The sequence below is a fragment of the Bradyrhizobium sp. Cp5.3 genome (genome assembly GCF_000426265.1).
Classification (GTDB): domain Bacteria; phylum Pseudomonadota; class Alphaproteobacteria; order Rhizobiales; family Xanthobacteraceae; genus Bradyrhizobium; species Bradyrhizobium neotropicale.
On record NZ_AUFA01000009.1, the window covers coordinates 125,731 to 150,402 of the forward strand.

The 24,672-nt window shown below is 65.7% G+C and carries 28 protein-coding genes; 19 read left to right on the top strand and 9 right to left on the bottom strand.

The window, feature by feature from the left end; all coding sequences use genetic code 11:
• Positions 1-54 precede the first annotated feature (54 nt).
• From K289_RS0114525 to K289_RS0114535, 3 genes are all read left to right on the top strand, one after another.
• Positions 55-996: a dihydrodipicolinate synthase family protein gene (locus tag K289_RS0114525; protein ID WP_027552190.1), complete on the top strand. Its 942-nt coding sequence runs from the start codon at positions 55-57 to the stop codon at positions 994-996.
• A gap of 275 nt (positions 997-1,271) precedes the next feature.
• Positions 1,272-2,672 (top strand): selenium-binding protein SBP56-related protein, encoded by a 1,401-nt coding sequence (locus K289_RS0114530; protein ID WP_027552191.1) that lies wholly within the window; start codon positions 1,272-1,274, stop codon positions 2,670-2,672.
• 83 nt (positions 2,673-2,755) lie between these two features.
• The gene (locus K289_RS0114535) at positions 2,756-3,349 is read left to right on the top strand and encodes a hypothetical protein (RefSeq protein ID WP_156917992.1); all 594 of its coding nucleotides are present in this window, start codon (positions 2,756-2,758) and stop codon (positions 3,347-3,349) included.
• 3 nt (positions 3,350-3,352) lie between these two features.
• On the opposite strand, the gene K289_RS0114540 is transcribed toward K289_RS0114535, so the two are convergent.
• The 3 genes from K289_RS0114540 to K289_RS0114550 are packed head-to-tail and all read right to left on the bottom strand — an operon-like array spanning position 3,353 to position 5,931.
• Positions 3,353-4,051: a DUF1045 domain-containing protein gene (locus K289_RS0114540; protein ID WP_027552193.1), complete on the bottom strand. Its 699-nt coding sequence runs from the start codon at positions 4,049-4,051 to the stop codon at positions 3,353-3,355.
• An 18-nt stretch (positions 4,052-4,069) separates the two neighbouring features.
• Positions 4,070-5,263: an alpha-D-ribose 1-methylphosphonate 5-triphosphate diphosphatase gene (locus K289_RS0114545; RefSeq protein ID WP_027552194.1), complete on the bottom strand. Its 1,194-nt coding sequence runs from the start codon at positions 5,261-5,263 to the stop codon at positions 4,070-4,072.
• Positions 5,260-5,931: a chloramphenicol acetyltransferase gene (locus K289_RS0114550; protein WP_027552195.1), complete on the bottom strand. Its 672-nt coding sequence runs from the start codon at positions 5,929-5,931 to the stop codon at positions 5,260-5,262. The genes K289_RS0114545 and K289_RS0114550 overlap by 4 nt, the downstream gene beginning before the upstream one ends.
• A 174-nt stretch (positions 5,932-6,105) precedes the next feature.
• Between K289_RS0114550 and phnC the strand changes: the two genes are divergently transcribed.
• The 4 genes from phnC (at position 6,106) to phnE (K289_RS0114570) (ending at position 9,715) form a co-directional block, all read left to right on the top strand.
• Entirely contained in the window at positions 6,106-6,915 is an 810-nt protein-coding gene (gene phnC, locus K289_RS0114555; protein WP_027552196.1) for a phosphonate ABC transporter ATP-binding protein, read from the top strand.
• Between the two features lie 58 nt (positions 6,916-6,973).
• Positions 6,974-7,909 (top strand): phosphonate ABC transporter substrate-binding protein, encoded by a 936-nt coding sequence (gene phnD / locus K289_RS0114560; protein ID WP_027552197.1) that lies wholly within the window; start codon positions 6,974-6,976, stop codon positions 7,907-7,909.
• Between the two features lie 76 nt (positions 7,910-7,985).
• On the top strand, positions 7,986-8,870 hold the full coding sequence (gene phnE / locus K289_RS0114565; RefSeq protein ID WP_027552198.1) for a phosphonate ABC transporter, permease protein PhnE: 885 nt from the start codon (positions 7,986-7,988) through the stop codon (positions 8,868-8,870).
• Entirely contained in the window at positions 8,867-9,715 is an 849-nt protein-coding gene (gene phnE / locus K289_RS0114570; RefSeq protein WP_027552199.1) for a phosphonate ABC transporter, permease protein PhnE, read from the top strand. The genes phnE (K289_RS0114565) and phnE (K289_RS0114570) overlap by 4 nt, the downstream gene beginning before the upstream one ends.
• 173 nt (positions 9,716-9,888) lie before the next feature.
• On the opposite strand, the gene phnF is transcribed toward phnE (K289_RS0114570), so the two are convergent.
• Positions 9,889-10,620: a phosphonate metabolism transcriptional regulator PhnF gene (gene phnF, locus K289_RS0114575; protein WP_027552200.1), complete on the bottom strand. Its 732-nt coding sequence runs from the start codon at positions 10,618-10,620 to the stop codon at positions 9,889-9,891.
• 106 nt (positions 10,621-10,726) lie between these two features.
• On the opposite strand from phnF, the gene phnG reads away from it, so the two are divergent.
• The 9 genes from phnG to K289_RS0114620 all read left to right on the top strand — a co-directional run bounded on the left by phnG (position 10,727) and on the right by K289_RS0114620 (position 17,799).
• A complete protein-coding gene (gene phnG / locus K289_RS0114580) occupies positions 10,727-11,191 on the top strand; it encodes a phosphonate C-P lyase system protein PhnG (protein ID WP_027552201.1) in 465 nt (154 codons plus the stop codon).
• Between the two features lie 4 nt (positions 11,192-11,195).
• On the top strand, positions 11,196-11,804 hold the full coding sequence (gene phnH / locus K289_RS0114585) for a phosphonate C-P lyase system protein PhnH (protein ID WP_027552202.1): 609 nt from the start codon (positions 11,196-11,198) through the stop codon (positions 11,802-11,804).
• Positions 11,805-11,808: 4 nt separating this feature from the next.
• Positions 11,809-12,912, top strand: a complete 1,104-nt coding sequence (locus K289_RS0114590; protein ID WP_027552203.1) for a carbon-phosphorus lyase complex subunit PhnI — start codon at positions 11,809-11,811, stop codon at positions 12,910-12,912.
• Positions 12,909-13,805, top strand: a complete 897-nt coding sequence (locus K289_RS0114595) for an alpha-D-ribose 1-methylphosphonate 5-phosphate C-P-lyase PhnJ (RefSeq protein WP_027552204.1) — start codon at positions 12,909-12,911, stop codon at positions 13,803-13,805. The genes K289_RS0114590 and K289_RS0114595 overlap by 4 nt, the downstream gene beginning before the upstream one ends.
• A complete protein-coding gene (gene phnK / locus K289_RS0114600) occupies positions 13,798-14,595 on the top strand; it encodes a phosphonate C-P lyase system protein PhnK (protein ID WP_027552205.1) in 798 nt (265 codons plus the stop codon). Before K289_RS0114595 ends, phnK begins: the two co-directional genes overlap by 8 nt.
• Before the next feature lie 8 nt (positions 14,596-14,603).
• Positions 14,604-15,302: a phosphonate C-P lyase system protein PhnL gene (phnL, locus tag K289_RS0114605; RefSeq protein ID WP_027552206.1), complete on the top strand. Its 699-nt coding sequence runs from the start codon at positions 14,604-14,606 to the stop codon at positions 15,300-15,302.
• A gap of 13 nt (positions 15,303-15,315) precedes the next feature.
• Positions 15,316-16,473 carry an alpha-D-ribose 1-methylphosphonate 5-triphosphate diphosphatase gene (locus K289_RS0114610; protein ID WP_027552207.1) on the top strand — a complete coding sequence of 386 codons (1,158 nt, stop codon included), beginning with the start codon at positions 15,316-15,318 and terminating at the stop codon, positions 16,471-16,473.
• A complete protein-coding gene (phnN, locus tag K289_RS0114615) occupies positions 16,470-17,066 on the top strand; it encodes a phosphonate metabolism protein/1,5-bisphosphokinase (PRPP-forming) PhnN (protein WP_027552208.1) in 597 nt (198 codons plus the stop codon). Before K289_RS0114610 ends, phnN begins: the two co-directional genes overlap by 4 nt.
• Before the next feature lie 121 nt (positions 17,067-17,187).
• Positions 17,188-17,799 (top strand): pyridoxamine 5'-phosphate oxidase family protein, encoded by a 612-nt coding sequence (locus K289_RS0114620; RefSeq protein WP_027552209.1) that lies wholly within the window; start codon positions 17,188-17,190, stop codon positions 17,797-17,799.
• Positions 17,800-17,998: 199 nt separating this feature from the next.
• Here K289_RS0114620 and K289_RS0114625 read toward each other — a convergent pair whose 3' ends face one another.
• Positions 17,999-18,730 (bottom strand): SDR family NAD(P)-dependent oxidoreductase, encoded by a 732-nt coding sequence (locus K289_RS0114625; protein ID WP_027552210.1) that lies wholly within the window; start codon positions 18,728-18,730, stop codon positions 17,999-18,001.
• A 390-nt stretch (positions 18,731-19,120) separates the two neighbouring features.
• Here K289_RS0114625 and K289_RS0114630 point away from each other — a divergent pair, with 390 nt between their 5' ends.
• Complete coding sequence (locus tag K289_RS0114630) at positions 19,121-19,342, top strand: hypothetical protein (protein ID WP_027552211.1); 222 nt, start codon at positions 19,121-19,123, stop codon at positions 19,340-19,342.
• Between the two features lie 20 nt (positions 19,343-19,362).
• On the opposite strand, the gene K289_RS0114635 is transcribed toward K289_RS0114630, so the two are convergent.
• The 4 genes from K289_RS0114635 to K289_RS0114650 all read right to left on the bottom strand — a co-directional run bounded on the left by K289_RS0114635 (position 19,363) and on the right by K289_RS0114650 (position 22,918).
• A complete protein-coding gene (locus K289_RS0114635) occupies positions 19,363-19,866 on the bottom strand; it encodes a DUF6496 domain-containing protein (protein ID WP_027552212.1) in 504 nt (167 codons plus the stop codon).
• A 68-nt stretch (positions 19,867-19,934) separates the two neighbouring features.
• Complete coding sequence (locus K289_RS0114640) at positions 19,935-20,717, bottom strand: alpha/beta fold hydrolase (protein ID WP_027552213.1); 783 nt, start codon at positions 20,715-20,717, stop codon at positions 19,935-19,937.
• Positions 20,718-20,721: 4 nt separating this feature from the next.
• The gene (locus tag K289_RS0114645; protein WP_027552214.1) at positions 20,722-22,017 is read right to left on the bottom strand and encodes an O-acetylhomoserine aminocarboxypropyltransferase; all 1,296 of its coding nucleotides are present in this window, start codon (positions 22,015-22,017) and stop codon (positions 20,722-20,724) included.
• Between the two features lie 97 nt (positions 22,018-22,114).
• Positions 22,115-22,918, bottom strand: coding sequence for an IclR family transcriptional regulator (locus tag K289_RS0114650; protein WP_027552215.1), 804 nt, complete (start codon positions 22,916-22,918; stop codon positions 22,115-22,117).
• A 142-nt stretch (positions 22,919-23,060) separates the two neighbouring features.
• On the opposite strand from K289_RS0114650, the gene K289_RS0114655 reads away from it, so the two are divergent.
• Together K289_RS0114655 and K289_RS0114660 are read left to right on the top strand one after the other, a co-directional pair.
• Complete coding sequence (locus K289_RS0114655) at positions 23,061-24,026, top strand: tripartite tricarboxylate transporter substrate binding protein (protein ID WP_027552216.1); 966 nt, start codon at positions 23,061-23,063, stop codon at positions 24,024-24,026.
• A 3-nt stretch (positions 24,027-24,029) separates the two neighbouring features.
• Positions 24,030-24,647: a flavin reductase family protein gene (locus tag K289_RS0114660; RefSeq protein WP_027552217.1), complete on the top strand. Its 618-nt coding sequence runs from the start codon at positions 24,030-24,032 to the stop codon at positions 24,645-24,647.
• Positions 24,648-24,672 lie beyond the last annotated feature (25 nt).

Sequence of the window (24,672 nt, forward strand, 5' to 3'; positions counted from 1 at the left end):
GCGCCAAGCGCGCGCTGCGACAGAGTTACGAGATCATCAGGGATGGAGAGTTCGATGCCGGTCACGCCAACACCCAAGGCCCAGCGCCCCTATCGCGGCGTGTTCCCGGTCGCGCCCACCATCTTCGACGATCGCGGCGAGCTCGATCTCGAGGGCCAGCGCCGCTGCATCGATTTCATGATCGATGCCGGCTCGAACGGCCTCTGCATCCTCGCCAATTTCTCCGAGCAGTTCGTGCTCACCGATGCCGAACGGGAAACCGTGATGCATGCGGTGCTGGAGCATGTTGCGGGGCGGGTTCCCGTCATCGTCACCACCAGCCATTTCAGCTCGGCCGTCTGCGCCGCGCGCAGCAAGCAGGCTGAAGCTGCGGGTGCGGCCATGGTGATGGTCATGCCGCCCTATCACGGCGCGACGTTCCGGGTGCCCGAGAAGGGCATCGTCGAATTCTTCCGCGTGCTCTCGGATGCGATCAATATTCCCATCATGATCCAGGATGCGCCGGTGGCGGGCACGCCGCTCCCGGTCGAGTTGCTTGCGCGGTTGGCGCGCGAGTTCTCCAACATCCGTTACTTCAAGATCGAGGTGCCCGGCGCCGCTGCGAAGCTGAGGAGCCTGATCGAGGCGGGCGGCAGCGACATCGAGGGGCCCTGGGACGGCGAGGAAGCGATCACGCTGCTCGCCGATCTCGATGCCGGCGCGACCGGGGCAATGACCGGCGGCGGCTATCCCGACGGCATCCGCCAGATCATCGATCCTTATTTCGCCGGCAAGCGCGAGGAGGCGAAAGCCGCCTATGAGCGCTGGTTGCCGTTGATCAACTACGAGAACCGCCAGTGCGGCCTGGTCGCCTGCAAGGTCATGATGCAGGCCGGCGGTGTGATCAGGTCGGATGCCGTGCGGCACCCGCTTCAACCGCTGCATCCGGCAACGCGTGCGGGCTTGCTGGAACTCGCCAAGGAGCGCGATGCGCTGGCGCTGCGGTGGGGGAAGTAGCGCGCCACTTATTCTGCTGGCCTTAGATTCCTCCGTCGTCGTCCCGGCCTTCGCCGGGACGACGACGGAGGGTGAGGTGCGCACTCGAGCACCATCTCGGCCGACGGCGTCGAATTGGCGCGGTTCGGCCGGTTTTCTGCAGCCCGGCGATCACGTATTGTATGCCGGCCAACCGGGCCCTGCGGAGCACTTTCAAGACATCGCGCAACACCTCTTCATTATGTCGTTATCCCGAGCCAGGTTGGCGCGAACCGACGAAACAGGGAGGCAGTGCCATGACGATGAGGCCAGATCCGACCTTTCACGCATCGCCCAAGCTGGCGATGGAAGCTCCTGCGGAGAACTTTGCCTATACGCTGCTGCTCAGTCCGGATTTCTCAAAGCCGGACGCTCTGGCGGTCGTCGACGTCAAGCCGGGATCGCCAACCTACAGCCAGATCGTCCACACCGTGACGATGCCCAACAGGGGCGACGAGTTTCATCACTTCGGCTGGAATGCCTGCTCCTCCGCGCTGTCGCCGCTCGCGGGACACGCCTTCATCGAGCGGCGCTATCTCATCATCCCCGGGCTGCGCTCGTCGCGGATCTACATCATCGATACCAAGCCCGATCCGACCAAAGCCAAGATCCACAAGATCATCGAACCCGAGGAGGTCTTCAAGAAGACCGGCTATTCGCGACCGCATACCATCCATTGCGGGCCGGACGGCGTCTATGTGAGCACGCTGGGCGGCGGCGGCAAGGACGGCACCAACGGGCCTCCGGGCGTCTTCATCATGGATTGCGAGACGTTCGAGGTACTTGGACGATGGGAGATCGATCGCGGTCCGCAGACGCTGCACTATGATTTCTGGTGGAACCTGCCCCGCGACTACATGGTGACGAGCGAATGGGGCTTGCCGCCCCAGTTCGAGAACGGGATCGTCCCGGAGGACCTGCTGTCGAACAAATATGGCCATCGTCTCCACTTCTGGGATCTCCGCGCCCGGCGCAACGTGCAGACGATCGACCTCGGCGCCAATCATCAGATGGCGCTGGAGGTACGGCCCGCGCACGATCCGGTTCGCGAATACGGCTTTGCCGGCGTGGTGGTCGACACCACCAATCTCGAAGGCTCGATCTGGACCTGGTGGCGCGAGGGCGGGAATTTCCATGCCGAGAAGACGGCGACCATCCCGCCGGAGCCCGCAGCCAAAGAGAAGCTTCCGCCGCTCTTGCAGGGGTTTGGTGCCGTCCCGCCACTGGTGACCGACATCGATCTGTCGATGGACGATCGGTTTCTCTACGTCTCCTGTTGGGGCACCGGCGAGATGCGCCAGTACGATGTCAGCGATCCCAGAAAGCCCAAGCTTGCAGGCTCGGTGCATACCGGAGGCATCGTGCGCCGCGCGTCGCATCCGAACGGCAAGGCATATGCAGGTGGCCCGCAGATGGTCGAGATCAGCCGCGACGGCAGGCGCGTGTACTGGACCAATTCGCTCTATTCCACCTGGGACGACCAGTTCTATCCCGATGGGATGCCGGGCGTCGAAGTCATGGCCAATGTCGGTGGCAGCGGCGGCCTCGAGCTCGCCAAGGACTATTTCGTGAGCTTCCCCGACGGATATCGTGCGCACCAGATCAGGCTGGAGGGCGGCGATTGTTCGACGGATTCCTTTTGCTACCCGTCGGCCTAGATTGGGGGCACGCGAGCCCGACGCTCGGCTGGCTGTGGCTCGCGCTTGTTGCGAGCGGTCTCTATCACGGGGTCAATCCGGGGATGGGATGGCCGCTCGCCGTTTCAGCCGGGCTCATGGACAAGAGCCCGCGCGCGCTGTTCCGTGCGCTGTGGGCCCTGTCGGCCGGGCATCTGCTGGCAACGCTTCTCGTGCTGCTGCCATTCGCGTTCCTGCTGGTGCTGGCCGAGTGGCAGCGTTCGATCCAGATCAGTGCAAGCCTTCTCGTCATCGGCTTCGGCGTCTATCGGCTGATCGTGCGGCGCCATCCGCGCGCACTGGCACGAATTCCGCCGACGCAATTGGCGCTCTGGTCGTTTGCGGTCGCCATTGCTCACGGCGCCGCCCTGATGCTCGTGCCGATCTATCTCGGGCTCTGCCAGGCCTTCGACCTCGATGCCGGCCACGAGGCCGCCGGCGCGCTGATGAAGGCAAGTCTCGCGATGGCCGTGCTGGTGTCCCTGGTGCACGTTGCCGCCATGATCGGCGCCGGCGGATCTCTGGCGTGGCTGGTCTACCGCTATCTGGGATTGCGGTTCGTCGCGCGAAGCTGGTTCAATCTCGATGCCATCTGGGCGGCCAGCCTCGTTCTGGTCGGCGCCGTGGCGCTCGCTTTCAATGTTGCGAGCTGGCGCTGACGTCTACCCTGTCAAGGCCCACTCGCCGATGATGCGGAAGCGGGCCGTCGCATCGTCCTGCTTGAACAGCGCGAGGCGATCGATCGCTAGCGTGTCGAGATTGAGCGCGGCAAACCGCGACCGCAGCATCTCCTGGATCGGTCCGCGACGCTCAGCTTCAAGCCGTCCCGTCAGCGTCATGTGGAAGCGGAACTCTTCCATCACGTAGGGGTAGCCCCAGCGGTCGAGATAGTCGCGCTGCCGCTCGCTGAGCTTCTCGGGCTTGCGCCGCGCACGATCGTCGGCAGTCAGGGCGACGCGGAAAGCGTCGAAATCGCGCGCGCAATCGGCGGCAAGCTGCTGGAGTGCGTCGACCGGCTCGGCCGGAATGACGGCAATGAAGCCGCTGATGGAGTCGACGACGGGGCGGATTACCGGAATGGCCCGCACCTTCGCGGCGAATGTCGCGCAGGCCGCGGCGAGCTCGGCCTCGGTCTTTCCGGGCGCCAAGGCCATCGGCGCCTTCAGCGTGCCGTGAAAACCGTATTTGCGGGGATCGGCGCTGACGTCGCGCCAGTCCGGCGCGACGCGCCGTGCGTCCTCGGGGAAGGGCAGCTCGTTGCCGGAGTGAGCGTCATAGCCCAGCAGCTCGGCGCCAAAGCGCGAGAGGGCGCTGTCGGCGTCGGCGGCGTAGTAGATCGCGTAGCGGGGGAAAGCTGTCATTGCTTCAGCATAGCCGGTCTAAGCCGCAACGACAGCTTCGCGCGGCGTGGCCGCCGGGCCGAGCAATCGTGTCGCATCGGTCAGGTGCACCAGTCGGCCTGCGGCGATCACCGCAACGAGCCGCGGCCGCAGCGGCACGGTGTCGTCGACGAGAAGGATGTCGGCGCGCCGTCCTTCCGCAACGGTGCCGCGATCGGCAAGACCGGTTGCGTGCGCGGGCCCGGCCGAGACCAGATTCCAGGCTTCGGTGAGCGGCAAGACGCCGTCGGCGGCGAGCCGGAATGCGGCGAGCAGCGGCGCGGGATAATAATAGTCCGACGCCAGCACGGAGCAGAGCCCCTTGGCGATCATGTCAGACGCCTTGGTCCAGCCAGTGTGGCTACCGCCGCGCACGACGTTCGGCGCGCCGTAGACGATGGCGTCGCCGTTGGCAGCGGCGTCCCGCGCCGTCTCTTCATTGATCGGAAACTCGGCGATCGTCGCGCCCATGGTGCGATATTCCCGGCGCATCGCCGGCGTTCCGTCGTCGTGCGACAGCATCCTCACCTCGGCAGCGCGTGCAGCCGCAGCGAGTCGCGCGATCGAGGCCGGCACCTCAGTGGCGCGCGACACCACGTGATCGACCAGCCGGTCGAAGTCTTCGTTCGACAGTGCCGTGCGCTCCACCATGCGGTTGCGCTTGCGCGGCTTGGCCATGTCGGCAACGGTGCCGTCCATGTGGTCGTTGAAGGCGAACAGGTCGACACGTCCTTCGGCGAGCCATTGGCCGATCTCGGTCTCGGCATCGAGATTGTAGGTCTCGTGCCGCAGATGGAAGCGGGTGTCGGCGGCGAATTGCGGGCGCTGGCGCTCGATCGCCTCGAGCAGGCGCCGCGCATTGTCGCCGCTGCGCAGGCCCGGCTCCCACGACCAGGTCGTGGCGTGGAACACTGTGGTGATGCCGTTGCTGATCGCCTGGCGGTCGCTGTCGGCGAGCGCGACGTCGATCGGAAAGTCGACGCCGGCGCGCGGCATCATCTGCCGCTCGAAGGCATCGCCGTGCAGATCGACGATGCCGGGCAGGACGAGCAGGTTGCGCGCGCTTATTGCAAGCCGGGCACGGCCGCGAGGAGCATCGATCCCTGCAATGTCCTGTCCGGACACCGCAAGTGAAGTTTCGACGAGCTCGGAGCCGATCAGGGTCCGGCCACCTTCAAGGAAAATGTCTGTCACGCGACCGCGCTTCGTTGGCTGGCAAGAGAACTTGTAATGGAACTCGCCCGTGGTTCGTATGTTGACAGGAAATCTTCAATCCCGAGCTTGCGGAAATCGGGCAGGGCCTCACGCAATTTGTCGTGATCCCAATCCCACCACGCGAGCCTGGCGAGCCGTCCGGCGATCTCTTCCGAGAAACGCCGCCGGACGATCCGCGCCGGATTGCCTGCGACAATAGTATAAGCCGGCACGTCCTTGGTGACGATGGCGCCGGCCGCGATCACCGCGCCGGTGCCGATGTTGCGGCCGGGCAGCACGATCGCGCCATGGCCGATCCAGACGTCGTGGCCGATATGGACGTGATGCTGGCGCCGCCAGTCGAAGAACTCGGAATCGTCGCTCTCGCCCGCGAAGTAGGCGCTCGAGCGATAGGTGAAATGGGCCTGCGTGGCGCGATGCATCGGATGATTGCCGGGATTGATGCGCGTCATCGCCGCGATCGAGCAGAATTTTCCGATGGTGGTGTAGGTGATCTGCGCGTCGTTCACGACGTAGGAGTAATCGCCCATCGCCACTTCATGCAGGATCGTGCGCGCGCCGACCTCGGTGTAGGCGCCGAGCCTCGTCTCATGCAGCTTCGCCGAGGGATCAATGGTCGGTTCGACCGAAAGCATTTTGGCGGCCATGTTGCATCCGAAAGCGCGAGGGCGGGCGTCCGTCTTCGAGCGGCTCGATGACAACGTCATGACGCAATGATGACAGGGGACGAGGTGTGTTGGATCGCCGCACGGCCACGCACGTGTCACACAAGTGTCAAGCGTCGGCGTTAGCGGTGGCAGCCAGCTACTTTGGAGCACTGCATGCTGGTGGTGGAAGGCCTGACGTGCCGCTTCGGCGCAAAAGCCGCGGTGGACGACGCTTCGTTTCAAATTTCCCCCGGCGGCTTCGTTGGCGTGATCGGACGATCCGGCGCCGGCAAGTCGACTTTGCTGCGGACCATCAATCGCCTCGTGACGCCGACGCAGGGTCGCATCCTGTTCGAGGGCGTCGACGTCACCGCGCTGCGCGGCAAGGAGCTGCGGCACTGGCGGGCGCGATCGGCAATGATCTTCCAGCAGTTCAACCTGGTCGGCCGGCTCGATGTGCTGACCAACGTTCTGATGGGGCGACTCGCGGCGATCCCTGCCTGGCGTTCGCTCACGCAGGTCTGGCCCGAGCAGGACAGGGCGCTGGCGATGTCGGCGCTCGAGCAGTTCGACATCGCCTCGCTTGCCGCCCAGCGTGCAGACCAGCTTTCCGGCGGCCAGCAGCAGCGCGTTGCGATCGCACGCGCGCTGGTCCAGCAGCCCGACATCATTCTCGCCGATGAGCCGATCGCCTCGCTCGATCCGCGCAACACCAAGATCGTGATGGATGCGCTGCTCCGCATCAACAAGCACTTCGGCATCACCGTGCTGTGCAACCTGCATTCGCTCGATCTGGCGCGCAGCTATTGCGACCGCCTGATCGGCATGGCGGCGGGCCGCGTGGTGTTCGACGGCGCACCGTCCGCGCTGACCGATCATGTCGCGCGCGAGCTTTATGACCTCGAAGCCGCCGACGTCATGGGCGGCCTGCCCGTGCCGGCGCCCGCAGGCGTCCCCGCGCTCGGGACCGCGGCGGCCGCCTGAACCCGCGCCTACGTTTTCAGTTTTGCGTCAACCGACCCCAACCGATGAAGAGGGTATCATGATCACTCGCAGACTAGTCCTTGCCGGCGCCGCCGCGCTGGCCTTTGCCGGATCCGCCTCCGCCGAAGACTGGAAAGCCAAATATCCCGAACTCACCTTCGCGGTCGTTCCGGCCGAAAACGCCTCCGGCGTCACCGAGCGCTGGACGCCGTTCGTGGAATATCTGTCGAAGCAGCTCGGCGTGAAGGTCACGCTGCGGATCGCCAACGACTATGCCGCCGTGATCGAAGGCCAGCGCGCCGGCAACATCCACATCGCAAGCTACGGCTCGGCATCGTTCGCGCGCGCCCGCCTGACCGGCGTCAAGACCGACGCCTTCGCCAATGACATCAACGCCGACGGCTCGACCGGCTATTACTCGGTGTTCTTCGTCAAGGCGAGCAGCCCCTACAAGAGCGTCGATCAGCTCAAGGGCAAGAATCTCGGCCTCGTCGATCCGAACTCGACCTCCGGCAACAACGTGCCGCGCTTCGAGCTCGACAAGATGGGCATTCCGGACGCCGACACCTATTTCAGCAAGGTCGTCTTCACGGGCAGCCATGAGAACGCGATGCTGGCGCTGGCGCAGGGCACGGTGGACGTCGCGGCCAACCAGTGGACCAGCGACGATGATTCCACGCTGGCGCAGATGCTGACCAAGGGCATGCTGAAGAACGCCGACGGTTCGGCGATGAAGAAGGACGATTTCCGCATCATCCACAAGTCGGCGCCGATCATCAACGGCCCCTACGCCTACAACACCGACCTGCCGGAAGACGCCAAGGCGGCGATCGCGAAGGCGTTTTTCGAGGCGCCGACCAAGGACAAGGCGGCGTTCGAGCGCCTCTCCGACGGCCAAAAGAAGGGTTTTCATCCCGCGACCACCAAGGATTGGGATGGCACGATCGAGCTGATCAAGTTCGTCGATGCGCTGCGTAAGAAGAAGGCGTCCTGAGTTTCGGGACGACGCACTGGAGCCGGGTCGATGGACCCGGCTCCTTCTCTTTTGACGGGCAACGTTTCCTGATCAAATGACGCTCGCGGTTTCGATCCTCCCCGAACAGCAATTGGCCGCGCTGAATGCCGCCTACCGCCAGGCGGTCACGCGCAAGCGGCTTCGTCTCCTGTTTGGAATCGCGCTGTTCATCGCCGCCCTGATCCTGTCGGCGATCGGCGCAGAAGTGAACCTGCGCACGCTCTTCACCTATTTCGGCAACTTCGTCAGCTATTTCGACCGCATCCTCACGCTCGACAGCGGCCAGCGCGTCTGGACCGATGTCGGCGAGTGGCTCTGGGGCTGGCGCAAATGGCTGAGGATGCTCGGCGAGACGCTGCTGATCAGCTATGTTGGCACGCTGATCGGTGCCGTCTTCGCCTTCGCGCTCAACTTCTTCGCCGCGGAGAACACCTCGCCGGGGCCCTGGCTGCGCTTCCTCGTGCGTCGACTGCTTGAATTCGCGCGCACGGTGCCGGGCATCGTGTTCGCGCTCATCTTCGTCATTGCCTTCGGCCTCGGACCGATGGCTGGCGTGCTCGCGATTGCGATCCACTCCACCGGCGCGCTCGGCAAGCTGTTCTCGGAGATCGTCGAGAATGCCGACATGAAGCCGGTGGAAGGCATCCGCTCGACCGGCGCGAGCTGGCTCTCCTGCATGCGCTTCGCCGTCGTGCCGCAGGTTACTGCCGGCTATGCCAGCTATGCCCTGCTGCGCTTCGAGATCAACGTCCGCGAGGCTTCCGTCATGGGCTTCGTCGGCGCCGGCGGCATCGGTCAGGAGCTCGTCGTCGCCATCCGCAAGTTCTACTATTCGGACGTCAGCGCGATCCTGCTCACCATCATCGTGACGGTCTTCATCATCGACATCACGACCGGCTGGCTGCGCGGCCGCCTGTTCGGCAAGGAGGCGCGGACGTGAGCAAGCCTCAGGAGGTCGACACCGCACGGCTTCGCGCGCGTTATCCCGATGTGTTCGACCGGCCGGCCGCTGCACACCTCGCAACGCCTCTGGTGCTCGCCGCCGCTCTGGCCGTCTTCGTGTTCGGCCTGGTCGATCTCGACTTTTCGCCGTCGCGCCTCATCTCGGGGCTGAGCCAGCTCGGCTGGATCAGCATGATGATGATCCCGCCAGATCCCGGTGCGTCGCTGCCGCTATATCTGCAGGCGCTGGGCGAGACGTTGTCGATCGCGCTGCTCGGCACCACGCTCGCCGCGCTGTTTGCGCTTCCGGTCAGTCTGCTCGCCGCGCGCAACGTGGTGCCGTCGAACATCTTTCGCTTTCCGGTCCGGCGCTTCCTCGATTCGATCCGCGGCGTCGATACGTTGATCTGGGCGCTGGTCTGGATCAATGTCGTCGGGCTCGGTCCGTTTGCCGGTGTGCTCGCCATCGCGGTGTCGGATTTCGGTGCCTTCGGCAAGCTGTTCTCGGAGGCGATCGAGGGCGCCGACCAGAAGCAGGTCGAAGGCATCCGCGCCTCGGGCGGCAGTGCGCTGCATGAGATCAGGTTCGGCCTGCTGCCGCAGGTGCTGCCCGTGATCGCCGGCCAGGTGCTCTACTTCATCGAATCGAACACGCGCTCGGCCACCATCATCGGCATCGTCGGCGCTGGCGGCATCGGTCTTCAACTCGCCGAGCAGATCCGGGTGCTGGAGTGGCAGAAGGTGTCGTTTCTGATCCTGATGATCCTGGTCGCGGTCGCCGCGATCGATTTCATCTCGGGAAAACTCCGCTTCGCCATCATCGGGCGGCGCGCGGTGGCCTGATCACAGACCCCGTGGGGTGGGCAAAGCCAAGCGTGCCCACCGTTCACGTCGACATCGCGGGAAAGATGGTGGGCACGGCGCGCGAAGGGCGCGCCTTTGCCAACCCTACGATTCTCACCGCGAGCGAAGCTCGTCGCGACCCCGTAGGAACGGGGAGAGGGAGAACAGGCAGCTCACCCGTTCTCCACCAGGAACTCCACGCGCTCCGCCGCGAAGCGCGAGTGCTTGGTTACCAGCGGTTTGCCGTCGAGATCGAGGTCGGTGGCGTCGACCACCAGGATCGGCCGACCGAGCGCCAGATCGAGCCGCGCGGCGTCGGTCGCGTCGACGATGCCGGCGGTGATCCGGGTCGCGCCGCGCTGGTAGTCGCGGACGCCGTAATGCTCCAGCAGTTTTGTCATCGAGCGCGTGGCCGCGAACACGGTGCCCGCGTTCGGAAACAGCTCTGCTGACAGCCAGGTGGTGGAGACACAGATCGGCGTGCGGTCGGCGAGGCGAATAGCTTCGATCCGGACGAGCGGTGCGCCGACCTTCAGGCCGAGTTCCCGCGCGAGCTCACGGGTTGCGACGTCTTTCGAAGCTTCGATCAACTGGCCGCGTGGCTCGCGGCCGCCGGCGCCGACGATCTCGGAAAACCGCGTGCGCGAGCGCAGCGGGTAGGCGAGGCGCTGTGCCTCGACATAGGTTCCGCTGCCGCGCTCGGCCCGCACGAGGCCGCGCTCCGCAAGCGCGGCCAGCGCGCGTCGCACGGTGTGGCGGTTCACGCGATAGGTTTCGGCGATCTCCATCTCGCCCGGCAGTTTGTCCCCGGCGGCAAAGCGGCCGTCGGCGATGCCGCGCTCGATGCCATCGGCGACCAGGCGCCACAGCGCGACTCCGGAAGAAGCGGTGTCCTGCATACTCATGTCGACGGTAGGCTACCCCAGAAATCACACGTTTGTCACGAAACAGTCATGGCGCTTCCGTATCAAGTTGTCTATTATCATAGACAACTTGAATTCGGCAAGTTCGGTGGATCGGGTGACGCAACACAACGACCAGCAAGCCCAGCGCAAGGCCGCGATGGCCGTGCTGGCGCACGCGGAGGCGGGCGAGATCGCCGCTCGCCTCCGCTCTCTCGCTTTGCCTGACCATCAGGACCTGCGCGAGCCGGAGAACGGTCTGGTGATGTTGCGCGGCCGGATCGGCGGCGACGGCGCCCCGTTCAATCTCGGCGAAGCGACGGTATCGCGTGCCGCGGTGCGGCTCGTGAGCGGCGAGGTCGGCTTCGGCTACACCCTTGGGCGCGACCGCGAGAAGGTGAGGCTGATCGCGCTGTGCGACGCGCTGGTGCAGTCGAGGGATTTTGGCGCGGCCGTCGAGCGGGACGTTATCGCGCCGCTGCGCGAACAACTTCTGGCGCGGCGCAAGAAAGTGGCGGCAGAGACGGCCGCGACGAAGGTTGATTTCTACACCATGGTGCGCGGTGAGGGGTGAGGCCATGACCACGATTGCGGAACTGCCGCCGGGATTCGCCGACAAGGTCTTGTCGGCGCAATCGACCTTTCGCTCGGTCATGGACGCAATGGCGCGTCCGGGTTCGGTGCAGCGCATCGTGCCGATGGCCGGAACGCCCGGGCCGATGATGCGCGGCACGGCCGCGATCGCGCTGACGCTGTTCGATCACGACACGCCGCTCTGGCTCGATGCACGGATGTCGGAAAGCTTTGATGTGGTGAAGTGGCTGAAGTTCCACACCGGCGCGCCGGTCGTGCAGGATTCCTCGATCGCCGCATTTGCTTTGATCGCCGACGGTCTGGCGCTTCCGCCGCTTGAGCGCTTTGCGCTCGGCTCCAGCGAATATCCGGATCGTTCGACCACATTGATCCTCCAGGTCGACAGCCTCGAGGCAGGACGCGCCTTCGAGCTGCACGGCCCGGGCATCGATGGCGTCGCGACGCTTCAGGCGGCGATAAGGCCCGCCGATCTGTTCGAGCGGCTGCGCGTCAATGAGGCGCTGTTTCCACGCGGCATCGACGTGGTTCTGGTGGCGGATGAGGCCGTGGTTGCGATCCCGCGCACCACGCGTGTCGTGAACAAGGGAAGCTAGAAGCATGTATGTCGCAGTCAAAGGCGGCGAACGCGCCATCGAGAACGCCCATCGCCTGCTTGCGCATGCGCGGCGCGGCGACCAGAGCGTTCCGGAAGTCACGCTCGACCAGATCTCCGAGCAACTCGGCCTCGCCGTGGACCGCGTCATGAGCGAGGGCTCGCTCTATGACCGCGAACTCGCGGCGCTCGCGATCAAGCAAGCCCGCGGCGATCTGATTGAGGCGATCTTCCTGGTCCGCGCCTTCCGCGCCACCTTGCCGCGCTTCGGCGCCAGCGAGCCGGTCGACACCGGCGCCATGCGGGTACAGCGGCGGGTGTCGTCGACCTTCAAGGACATTCCAGGCGGCCAGATTCTCGGGCCGACCTTCGATTACACGCATCGCCTGCTCGATCCGACGCTGGCGGAAGGATTTGTGCCGGAAGCGCCAGCGACGGCGGAAGCTTCGACCGCGGCGACGCCGCGCGTAACCGATATTCTCGGCCGCGACGGGCTGATCGAATCCTCGCCCCAGGCCGAGGTGGGTGCAAGTGTCGCCGATCTTACGCGTGAGCCGCTGAATTTTCCGGCCGATCGCGATCTGCGCCTGCAGAATTTGGCGCGCGGTGACGAAGGCTTCCTGCTGGCGATGGGATATTCCACCCAGCGCGGCTACGGCCGCAACCATCCCTTCGCCGGTGAAATTCGCTTCGGCGAGGTCGAGGTCGAATTCGCGGCTGAGGACGTCGGCTTCGCGGTGCCGCTCGGCGCGATCGAGCTCACCGAGTGCCAGATGGTCAACCAGTTCAAGGGCTCGGTCACCGAAGCGCCGAGCTTCACGCGCGGTTATGGCCTAGCCTTCGGTCAGAGCGAGCGCAAGACCATGTCGATGGCGCTGGTCGACCGCGCGTTGCGCGCCCGCGAGCTCGGCGAGGAGGCGCTCGCACCGGCGCAAGATGAAGAATTCGTGATGTCGCATTCGGACAACGTCCAGGCGACCGGCTTCGTCGAGCATCTGAAGCTGCCACATTATGTCGACTTCCAGTCCGAGCTCGGCTTGCTGCGCAAGCTGCGCCAGGAATTCGCCGAGGCCAATGAAGCCGAGCCCATGAAGGAGGCCGCGGAATGAACGCGCCCGCCTACAACTTCGCCTATCTCGACGAACAAACCAAACGGATGATCCGCCGCGCGATCCTGAAGGCGATCGCGATCCCCGGCTATCAGGTGCCGTTCGCCAGCCGCGAAATGCCGATGCCGTATGGCTGGGGCACCGGCGGCGTGCAGGTGACTGCGGCGATCCTCGGTCCCCAGGACGTGCTGAAGGTGATCGACCAGGGCTCCGACGACACCACGAATGCGATCTCGATCCGCAAGTTCTTCGCCAAGACCGCCAGCGTTGCCACGACGACCGCGACGGAAGAGGCGACCGTGATCCAGACCCGTCACCGCATCCCGGAGACGGGTCTGCACGAAAATCAGGTGCTGGTCTATCAGGTGCCGATCCCGGAACCGCTGCGTTTCCTCGAACCGCGCGAGACCGAGACGCGGCGCATGCACGCGCTCGCCGAATACGGCCTGATGCATGTGAAGCTCTATGAGGACATCGCCCGCTTCGGCCACATCGCGACCGCCTATGCCTATCCGGTGAAGGTGAACGCGCGCTATGTGATGGATCCATCGCCGACGCCGAAGTTCGACAACCCGAAGATGGACAATTGCCCGGCGCTGCAGCTCTTCGGCGCCGGCCGCGAGAAGCGCATCTATGCGATCCCGCCCTATACGCAGGTGGTGTCGCTCGATTTCGAGGACCATCCGTTCGAGCCCTATCGCTTCAACGCGCCTTGCGCGCTATGCGCAGCGGAAAACTCCTACCTCGACGAGGTCGTCACCGACGACAAGGGCGGGCGTATGTTCGTCTGCTCGGACACCGACTATTGCGAGGGCCGCCAGGCCGCCGGCCATCACGGCAGCCTGAGCGCCGCGCCGTACAAGGAGAGGGCGCAAGGGGAATCAAATGGCTGACCAGGACATGATCGAGAACGATCAGCCGCTGCTGGTCGCGGACTCCCTGAGCAAGTCCTACGGTCGCATCGCGGCCTGTCGCGACGTCTCCTTCGCGCTCTATCCCGGCGAGGTTCTGGCGATCGTCGGTGAATCCGGCTCCGGCAAGTCGACGCTGCTGCAGTTGCTGTCGGGCCAACTCGCGCCAAGCGGCGGCCAGGTGTCCTACCGGATGCGCGACGGCGTCACGCGTGACCTTGCGACGCTGGGCGAAGCCGAGCGGCGCTTCCTGTTCCGCACCGATTGGGGCTTCGTGCACCAGGATCCCGCGCAGGGCCTGCGCATGGCGGTTTCGGCCGGCGCCAATGTCGGCGAGCGGCTGATGGCGGTCGGATGGAATCACTATGGCCGCATCCGCGACACCGCGTCCGACTGGCTCACGCGGGTCGAGATCGACGTCGCGCGCATCGACGACGCGCCGCGCACCTATTCCGGCGGTATGCGCCAGCGCCTGCAGATCGCGCGCAACCTCGTCACCGAGCCGCGGCTGGTGTTCATGGACGAGCCGACCGGCGGCCTCGATGTCTCCGTGCAGGCCCGTCTGCTCGATCTCCTGCGCAACCTCGTCGCCGAGCTGCATCTCGCCGTCGTCATCGTCACCCATGATCTCGCGGTGGCGCGATTGCTGTCGCATCGCGTGATGGTGATGAAAGGCGGCCGCGTCATCGAGACCGGTCTCACCGACCAGGTGCTCGACGATCCACGCGAGCCCTATACACAGCTCCTCGTTTCCTCGATTCTGCCGCCATGAGCCCGCCTATGACCGCCATGATCGACATCGCCGATGCGAAGAAGACCTTTACGATGCACCTTCAGGGCGGCATCGAATTGCCGGTGGTGCGCGGCGTGACCTTCCGCGTCGAGCCCGGTGAATGCGTTGTGCTGTCCGGCCCCTCCGGCGCCGGCAAGTCCTCGATCCTGAAGATGATCTTCGGCAACTACCGCTGCGACTCCGGCCGTATCGGTATCTGGCACCGTGGCGCGCTAATCGACCTCGCCACCGCCGAGCCGCGGCAGGTCCTCAATATCCGCCGTTCGACCATCGGTTATGTCAGCCAGTTCCTCCGCGCGGTACCGCGGGTCGCGACGATCGACGTCGTCGCTGAACCTCTCATCGTGAACGGCATGAGCCGGGCCGATGCGCAGGCGCGCGCGGGCGTCCTGTTGCATCGTCTCAATATCCCTGAGCGGCTCTGGCAGCTTCCCCCGGCAACCTTTTCCGGCGGCGAGCAGCAGCGCGTCAACATCGCGCGCGGCTTCATCTCGGACCTGCCGATCCTGCTGCTCGACGAGCCGACCGCCTCGCTCGATGCCGCCAATCGTGCGGTCGTGGTCGAGCTGATCGGCGAGAAGAAGCGCCAGGGCGTCGCCATGGTTGCGATTGTCCATGACGACGAGATCCGCCATCGGATCGCCGACCGCATTGTCGACGTCACCAGCTTTGCCGCCGCGGCCTGAAGGACGAATGGAAATGAACGCGAAGCCGAACGAAACCGTGATCGCCAACGCCAGAGTCGTGCTGGCCGACCGGGTCATCGAGCAGGGCTGGGTCGCCGTCGCGGACGGGCGCATCGCCGAGATCGGCGAGGGCAGGGCGCCCGCGGGTGCCGAGGACGCCGGCGGCGATCTGATCACGCCCGGCCTGATCGAGCTCCACACCGACCATCTCGAAGCGCATTATGTGCCGCGCCCCAAGGTATTCTGGGATCCCGTTGCGGCCGTGCTTTCCTATGACGGCCAGCTCGCGACGTCGGGCATCACCACCGTGCTCGACTCGCTACGCGTCTGGCGCGAGGACGGCGCGGAGGAAGTCGACGGTCGCGCCGGCACGCTCGCCGCGGCGATCTCCATCGCGCGCGACAACAATCTGCTGCGCGCCGATCACTTCCTGCATCTGCGCTGCGAGATCCCGATGCCGAGCGTGGTCGAGGAGGCCAAGGAGCTGGTCGACCGTCCCGACGTGCGGCTGATGTCGCTGATGGACCACACGCCCGGCCAGCGCCAGTTCCGCGACGAGGTCAAGCTGCGCGACTATTATCGCGGCAAGGGCGGCGGCAAGACCGACGCCGAGCTCGATGAATTGTTCGCACGGCGCTTCGAGTATCAGAAGGCCTATGCCGCGGCCAACATGCGCGCGATCGTGGCGCTGGCGCACGAGCGCAACATTCCGCTCGCCAGCCACGACGACACCACCGAGGAGAACGTCGCGGATGCCTTGCGCGACCGCGTCGCGGTGGCGGAATTCCCGACCACGCTCGAGGCTGCGCGAGGCCTGCATCGGGCCGGCATCGACATCCTGATGGGCGCGCCGAACGTCGTGCGCGGCGGTTCTCACTCCGGCAACATCGCCGCGGTCGATCTCGCGCGTGAAGGCCTGCTCGACATCCTGTCGTCCGACTACATCCCTTCCAGCCTGCTGATGGCCGCGCTGCAACTGCCGGAGCATGTGCCGGCGATCGATCTGCCGGCGGCCATCCGCACCGTGACCAAGGCTCCGGCGGATGCGGTAGGCCTCTCAGACCGCGGCGAAATCGCAGTCGGCAAGCGCGCCGACCTGATCCGCGTGCACGTCACCGGCCGCGTTCCCGCGGTTCGCAGCGTCTGGCGCGAAGGGAGCCGCGTCGCATGAGCGAGGCGGTGACGATTGCGCAGGATCCGGTGGCGGCGATCGGGCCGGGGCGGCTTGTGCTCGTGGTCGGTCCCAGCGGCGCCGGCAAGGACACGCTGCTGCGGCTTGCGCAGGCGGCCTGCATCGACGATCACGATGTCGTCTTCCCGCGCCGCGTCGTGACGCGGGAATCATCTGCGGCCGAGGACAATGTGGCTGTCAGCGCCGATGAATTCCGGCGCGGGCTCGACCATGGCGACTTCGCCGTGCACTGGGAGGCGCACGGGCATTCCTACGCCCTGCCGCTCGAAATCAACGACGACATCCGCGCCGGCCGCACGGTCGTCGTCAACGTCTCGCGCACGGTGATCGGTGTGCTGCGCAGCACCTATGCCAATGTCGTGGTGGTCGCGATCACCGCGCCGCCGGACGTGTTGGCCGAGCGGCTCGCCGCGCGGGCGCGCCTTAGCGACGGCAACATCGCGCAGCGGCTGGCGCGCAACGTCGATGACGCGGCGGCACAGGCCGATGTCACCATCGTCAACGCCGGCAGCGCCGAGTATCACGGTCGCCATCTCGTGCGTGTGATCAGGAACGAATGCTGGAGCCAGTAGAGCATGATCCGGAAAAGTGTGCGCGGTTTTCCGAAAAGATCATGCTCAAAACAACAAGCTAAAGCGCGATGACGATTTACCCCAATCTCATCGCGCCTTAGGGCGCAACAAGGAGAGCGGAATGTCGGTGATTGAAACGGTCGAACAACTCGAAGCCATCTATGGCGTCACCAACGACGCCTCGACCGTGAAAGTCGCCGACCACGTCACGCCGCTCTATCGCATCTTCATCGAGAAGGCGCCGTTCGCAGCACTTGCGACCATCGGACCGGAGGGCATCGACTGCTCGCCGCGGGGCGATCTGCCGGGCTTCGTCCGAATTCATGATTCCAGAACGCTGATGCTGCCGGATCGCCGCGGCAATAACCGGGTCGATTCGCTGCGCAACATCGTGCGCGATCCACGCGTGGCGCTGATGTTCTTGATCCCCGGCTCGGGCAACGCGATCCGCGTCAACGGCCGCGCGCATCTCTCGGTCGATCCCGATCTGCTGGCCTCGTTCAAGGTCGACGGCAAGGCGCCGCGCAGCGTGATGGTGATGAGTGTGGAGGAGATCTATTTCCAGTGCGCTCGCGCCATCGTGCGCTCCGACCTCTGGAATCCCGACAAGCGCGTCGATCCCAAGACGCTGCCGACACCCGGCCAGATCCTCGCCGAGATGAGCCAGAACAAGGTCGGCGGCGAGGAGTACGACCGCATCTGGCCCGAGCGCGCCGCGGCGACGATGTGGTGAGTCCTTCTTATCCTCTCCCCGCTGCCTCTTCTCCCTCTCCCCGTCCTTACGGGGAGAGGGTTGGGGTGAGGGGCTGTCTCCGCAAACACGGTGAGAGAAAGACTCGCTGAAGCTCCCCCTCACCCGGGATCGCATCTGACGATGCGATCCGACCTCTCCCCGCAAGCGGGGCGAGGTGAAGGAAGGCGCCACTTCGCGCTCAATTAAACGCCATCCCGCCGCTCAGCGCGATCGTCTGTCCGGTCATGTAGGCGTTATCGACCAGCAGCATTGCGGCTTTCGCGACCTCGTCCGCGGTGCCGAAGCGGCCGAGCGGGATGCGGCTGATGAGTTGTGGCTGTCCGCTCATCATGTCGGTCTCGATCAGCGACGGCGCCACCGCGTTGACGGTGATGCCGTCCTTCACCAGGCGCGCCGCATAGCCGCGCGTGAGACCCTCCATCCCGGCCTTCGATGCATTGTAGTGCGGGCCGATCGAGCCGGCGCCACGCGCGGCGCCGGAGGAGATGTTGACGATGCGGCCCCATTTCCGCGCGCGCATCGCCGGAAGCACCGCCTGTGTGCACAGGAAGGCGGATTTCAGATTGGTCAGGATCGTGCGGTCGAAATCGTCCTCGGTGAGATCTTCGACGCCGCGCGTGATGGCGATGCCGGCATTGTTGACGAGGATGTCGACCGGCCCGAGCTCGGCGGTCACCTGCTCGATCATTGCGGCGACGGCCTCGCGTTGCGAGACGTCGGCGGCCACGGCCATCGCGCGGCGGTCGCGTTTGCTAATCTCGTCCGCCAATTGCTCGGCCTGTCCGATTCGTTCGCGGCAGTTGATCGCCACGGTCGCGCCGGCCTCGGCCAACGCGCGACAGACCGCCGCGCCGATCCCGCGCGAGCCGCCGGTAACGAGCGCAGTGCGCCCTTTCAGACTGTCTGCCATGTCCCGACCTTTCTTCTCGTTCGTCGCCAGCCGGCCAGACGCTACCACGCCAGCGCGTCGCCCGGATTGAATTCATCGCGAGATGAATCCATTTGCCGCCGCTTGCGCCGGGAGAAGCGCCGATATGCGCGGGCTGCAAATATGGATAGCCATTTCATTGACCGATCGCGCCGATCGCTCGATATTCGAAGTATCGAAACTGCTCCCAGGGCCGAAGCCGCGACATGAGAACCGATTACCAGCGTAGTTTGGGCGACATGCACAAGCGCATGATGCGACGCTGTTTCTCGGCGGCGACCGGCGCCTGTCGTTGTTGCTGACCGCAGCCGCCTGGCAATCCGCACCGCAAGCAACCGACAGGAACGCCGTAACCGCGGCGAACGAGCAGCCATGTCCCAAGCACATACGCAAGCCTACATCATCGAAATCCACGACCGCGCCGCCGGCATCGTCACCCGGGAGGCACGCGGCTTCCGCTTCTTCTCCTCCGAGCGCCTGTTCGACAGTCTCGAGGGCCGCCAGTTCCGCTCGGCTCGCGAGGCTGAGCGCGCTGCGCGCGCGGTGTTCTCCGAGCGGAGCCGGCGGCCGAACCCTCTATCTCTCGCTATCTGAACGCGAGGCGGCGCGCCTGATCAGCTGCGGCGGCGTGCTCTGGTGCGCGCCGCCTTCTTCGCGGCGGCGGAGCGGGCCTTGGCACCCTTGGTGCGGCTCGCTTTCCGCGCGGCTGCCGAACGCGACGCGGCGCTGCGCCGGCTCGCGGCCCGCTTGCCCTGCTTCGACAGCGCGCGGCGCGATGCGGTCGACCGCGGCTCCTTCTTCAGGACGCCTTCCACCACCCGCGACACGCGCGGCCGCTTCTTCGGATGGCGTTTGCCTTGACCGGCCTCGTACGCATATTTGGCGCTGCGGCGCGTGGACTTCTTGGTTTGTCCCTTGCGTGGCGGCGGCAGATCAACGCCGGCGCGGCGCGCCTCGGAAAGCCCGATGGCGATGGCCTGGCGTGTCGAACGCGCGCCGTGCCTGCCCTTCCTGATCTTGTCGATCTCGTCCTTGACGAATTCGCCGGCCTGCGTGCTCGGCGACTTGCCGGCACGCTTGTCCTGTCTGGCTTTGCGAATGACTTCCTGTCTTGGCATGAGTCAGTTCCCTCTGAGTTTCACAGGGATGTCTGACCGCAACGCATCAGGCGGAAGATTGATCCGTCTCAGTTCCTCAGCGCCGCCAGCAGTTCGTCGGGGCGCTCGGCCAGGATCATGTGGCCCGCGCCTGGCACCACCACGGTCTTCGCGTGCGGGATCGCGGCCGCGAGTGCCTTGCCCGCCTTCGCCGGAGTCATCATGTCCCGCTCGCCGAGGACGAGCGTGGTCGGCACCTTCACGCTCGCGGCGGCAGCGAGCGCATTCGCGTAGGAATTGCAGGCGGACAAGTCCTTGAACAGAACGCCTGGCTCGCAATCCCTGAGCACCGCTTGCGCGCCGCCATGCATCCACAGGCCCGGCGCGAGGCTGCCGCCGAGTTCGGCCTTGAAGCCGAGGCCCCAGATCGAGACCATGTCGATGGCGTCCTGATCGTTGGCTTCGGCGGCCTTCAGGAGATCCGGCCCGACCGTCATGGTCGCGGCCGTGCCGATCAAGCTCAGCGCGGACACCTTGTCGGGATGTCGCGCCGCGGTCTCCAGTGAGATCAGCGATCCCATGGAGTGACCGATCAGATGCGCCTTTGCCGCGCCGGCGGCGTCGATCAGTTCCGCGGTCCAGTCGGCCATCTCCGCGATGGTGGAGAGCGAGGGGCCGGCCGAGCGGCCGTGGCCGGGCAGGTCCGGCGCCAGCACGCCCAAACCATGATGCGCGAACCAGCGCGTATGCAGCGCCCAGGTCGAATGGTCGAAGCCTGCGCCGTGGATGAACACCACCGCGGGGAGGGACTTGTCGAATTCGCGGCCGCCGGTTGCGACAAACACCTCGGCGCCGTTGACGGAGAGCTTCATGGCTTCAGACCTTTTGCGAGATGCGCAGGGCTTGGGCGAGATCGTCGATGATGTCGCTTGCCGTCTCGATGCCGACCGACAGCCGCACCAGCTCCTCGCCGACGCCGGCGGCCTTGAGCTGCTCGGCATCCATCTGCTGATGCGTGGTGCTGGCCGGGTGGATCACCAGCGTCTTGGCGTCGCCGACATTGGCGAGATGGCTGATCATGCGCAGCTGTTCGATGAACTTGCGGCCGGCAGCCCGTCCGCCCTTGATGCCGAAGGAGACGATCGAGCCGGCGCCGCGCGGCAGCAGCTGTTTTGCCAGTTGATAGTCGGGATGGTCCTCCAGCGAAGGATGCAGCACCCAGTCCACCGCCTTGTTGGCCTTCAGCGCCTCCAGCACGAGATGCGTGTTCTGCATGTGGCGGTCCATGCGCACGCCGAGCGTTTCCACGCCCTGCAAGAGCTGGAACGCATTGGTCGGCGACAGGCAGGCGCCGAAATCGCGCAGGCCTTCCGTGCGGGCGCGCATGATGAAGGCGGCGGTGCCGAACTGCTCGTCGAAGATGATGCCGTGATAGCCGCCATAGGGCTCGGTCAGCACGCCGAACTTGCCGGACGCGCGCCAGTCGAAGCGACCGCCGTCGACGATGGCGCCGCCGATCGCGATGCCGTGGCCGCCGATCCATTTGGTGGCCGAATGCATCACGATGTCGGCGCCGAGCTCGATCGGCCGGCTGAGATAGGGCGTGGCAAACGTGTTGTCGATCAGCAGTGGGATCTTCGCGTCATGCGCGATGGCCGCGACCTTAGGGATGTCCAGCACCTCCAGGCCGGGATTGCCGATGGTCTCGCCGATCACGAGTCTTGTGTTCGGCTTGATCGCCGAGCGGAACGCGTCAAAGTCGCGCGGCTTCACGAATGTCGTCGTGATGCCGAAACGCGGCAGCGTGTGCGCGAGGAGATTGATGGTGCCGCCATAGAGCGAGCTCGATGCCACGATGTGGTCGCCGGCATTGAGCAGCGTCGCGATGGCGAGATGCATCGCCGCCTGGCCGCTCGCGGTGCAAATCGCGCCGACGCCGCCTTCCAGCGCCGCGAGCCGCTCCTCGAGCACGCCCGTGGTCGGGTTGGAGATGCGCGTATAGATGTGTCCGGCGCGCTCGAGGTTGAACAGTGCCGCGGCGTGGTCGGAATCCTGGAACACATAGGACGTGGTCTGGTAGATCGGCACCGCGCGGGCACCAGTTGCGGGATCGGGATGCTGGCCCGCATGCAGGCTCAGGGTCTCAAAGGCAGGCGGCTTGGGCGCGGGCATGCTTGGCCTCGTTGGTCGATCGGCGGAGGCGGCCGTTGTGCCACAAATCGGCGCGCCGCGTCAGCCCATTGACAGCGCGGTGTGACGCCGCGCAGCGCTAGGCCATGCCGTCCCGAATGTTCTGCTCGATGGTGCGGGCCTCGCGCTGCAGGATGTCCACGACCTCCTGCTCGCGGCGGGGGCCGAGCCGTGTCCGCACGGCGGAAACCGTCATCGCCGCCGCCGGCCGCCCGTCCGGAGTCTTGATCCAAATGGAGATTGATTTCGTTCCCTGCACGAGGCCGATTTCCCGCAGGTTGTAGCCGCGCCGCCGCGCCGCGGCGACCTGGGCGAGCACGGTGGCGACACCGGTCCGGTAGGCATCGAGCCGCTTCTCGTTGGCCGCGACGATTCTTCGCGCGTCCTGCGCAGCCATCGCGGCGAGGATCGCAACGCCAGCGCTACTGACGCCGAGCGGCCGGCGCGCGCCGACCTCGATCGGCAGCACCTGGATCGGGTAGGCGCCGATCCTGCGGTCGACGCACAGCGTGTCATTTCCGGTCCGCACCGTCAGGAACAGCGTGTCGCCGATGTCGGCGGATGCGCGACGCAGCGAAGGTCGTGCCGCAACCAGCAGCGGCGAGGGCCGCGGGCGGGCGAGCGCCAATTCGGGCACCTGGTTGCCGATCGCATAGCGGCCGCTCTTGCCGTGCCGTTCGACGATGCCTTCCTCGATCAGCACGTGAACGATGCGATGCACGGTCGGACGGGTGAGGCCGGTCGCCTGCACGACCTCGGCCAGCGGCACGCCGTCCTCGCGGCCTGCGGCAAGAATGCGCAGCACCGCGAGCGCGCGCCGGATCGCCTGAGCGCCCTGTCGCGGTTCCGCGGAGCTGTTGGCGGGCTTGCGTATCTTGTCCATAATATGGACAAGAACCGCACAATTCGGTCGACAGGTAAAGTCCGGAATCGACAGATTGGGGTTCGATCGGGCACTGCGCGCCGCGAAGATGGAAATTCTAGAAGAAGAGGGCGGCCCCCGGATCCGCCCGCGGGAGGCTGAGATGAGATTGTTCTGGATAGCCGTGGCAGCGGCGGCGGCGATGCTGGCGGGGCCCGCGTCGGGCCAGCAATGGCCGGCGCGCAACGTCAAGCTGATCGTGCCCTATCCGGCCGGCGGCAATGTCGACAGCGCGGCCCGCATCATCGCCGATAAGCTCCAGGAGCGCCTCGGTCAGCCCTTCATCATCGAGAACAAGGCCGGCGCGGGCGGCATGATCGCGGGCGAGGCCTTTGCGAAATCGCCGAACGACGGCTACACGCTGTTCGTCGGTGCCAATGGTCCGGTGCTGTTCGCGACCGAAATCAACAAGCGCGACGCCTATAGCTGGAAGCGGGATTTCCTCCCCATTTCGACCATCTCGATGACGCCGCTGGTGCTCGAGGTTCATCCCTCGGTTCAGGCCCAGAACCTGAAGGAGTTTCTCGACCTCGCCAAGCGCGAGCCCGGCAAGCTGACCATGGCCTCGCCCGGTCCCGGCACCACCAACCATCTGCTCAGCGAACTGATGCAGTCGACCCTCGGCCTGCAGTGGGTCACCGCGCATTACCGCGGCAATGCGCCGGCGACCAACGACCTGCTCGGCGGCCAGGTGCAGTTCGCCTTCGACCAGCTTTCGGTCAGCCTGCAATACATCAAGACCGGCCTGTTCCGCGCACTTGCCGTCACCAGCCCGCATCGCCTGAAGGCGCTGCCTGACGTGCCGACCTTCGCCGAGCTCGGCTACAAGGATTTCGACGCCCAGACCTTCACCGGCCTGTTCGCGCCCGCGGGCACGCCGGCGCCAATCGTCGATAAGCTCCATGAGGCCCTGGTGGCGATCCTCAAGGACCCCGGCGTCGTCGACAAGTTCGACAAGCTCGGCGCGGAAGCGGCTCCGATGACGCCGGCCGAGTTCACGGCCTATCTGGAGCGCGAGGATGCCAAGTGGATTCCGATCGTGCGCAAGGCCAACATCAGGGCTGACTGACCGATGCAGATCGATCCTGCCGATCTCGGCGCCGAGCGAATCTACCGGCTGATGACCGGCATCGTGGTGCCGCGCCCGATCGCCTGGGTCACCAGCCTGTCGCGCAGCGGCGTGCTCAACCTCGCACCCTTCAGCGCCTTCACCTTCGTCTCGCAGAAGCCGCCGATGCTCGCCATCAGCGTCGGCCGCAAGGGCGCCGATTACAAGGACACTGCGCACAACATCCTCGACACCGAGGAATATGTCATCCACATCGCCGATACGCCGCTGATGAATGCGGTGCACGACAGCTCCGTCGAGCATCCGCCCGAGGTCAGCGAGGTCGCGGAGCTCGGCCTCGAGACGCATCCCAGCGAGCGCATCAAGGTGCCGCGGCTCGCGGCCGCGCCAGTCGCGATGGAATGCCGCTTCCGGCAATGCCTCGAATTCGGCGAGGCCCGCAGCCGGCTGATCGTCGGCGAGGTCGTGATGTTTCACCTGCGCGACGGCCTCGTGAACAACGGCAAGGTCGAGACCGAGGCGCTCGACCCGATCGCCCGCATCGGCGGACCGCGCTACGCCCGCCTCGGCGAGATCGTGACGTTGCACGCCGTCTTCCAGACTCCCAAATCGACCGATTGAGCGCGCAGTCGGGCCTGCCGGCGGA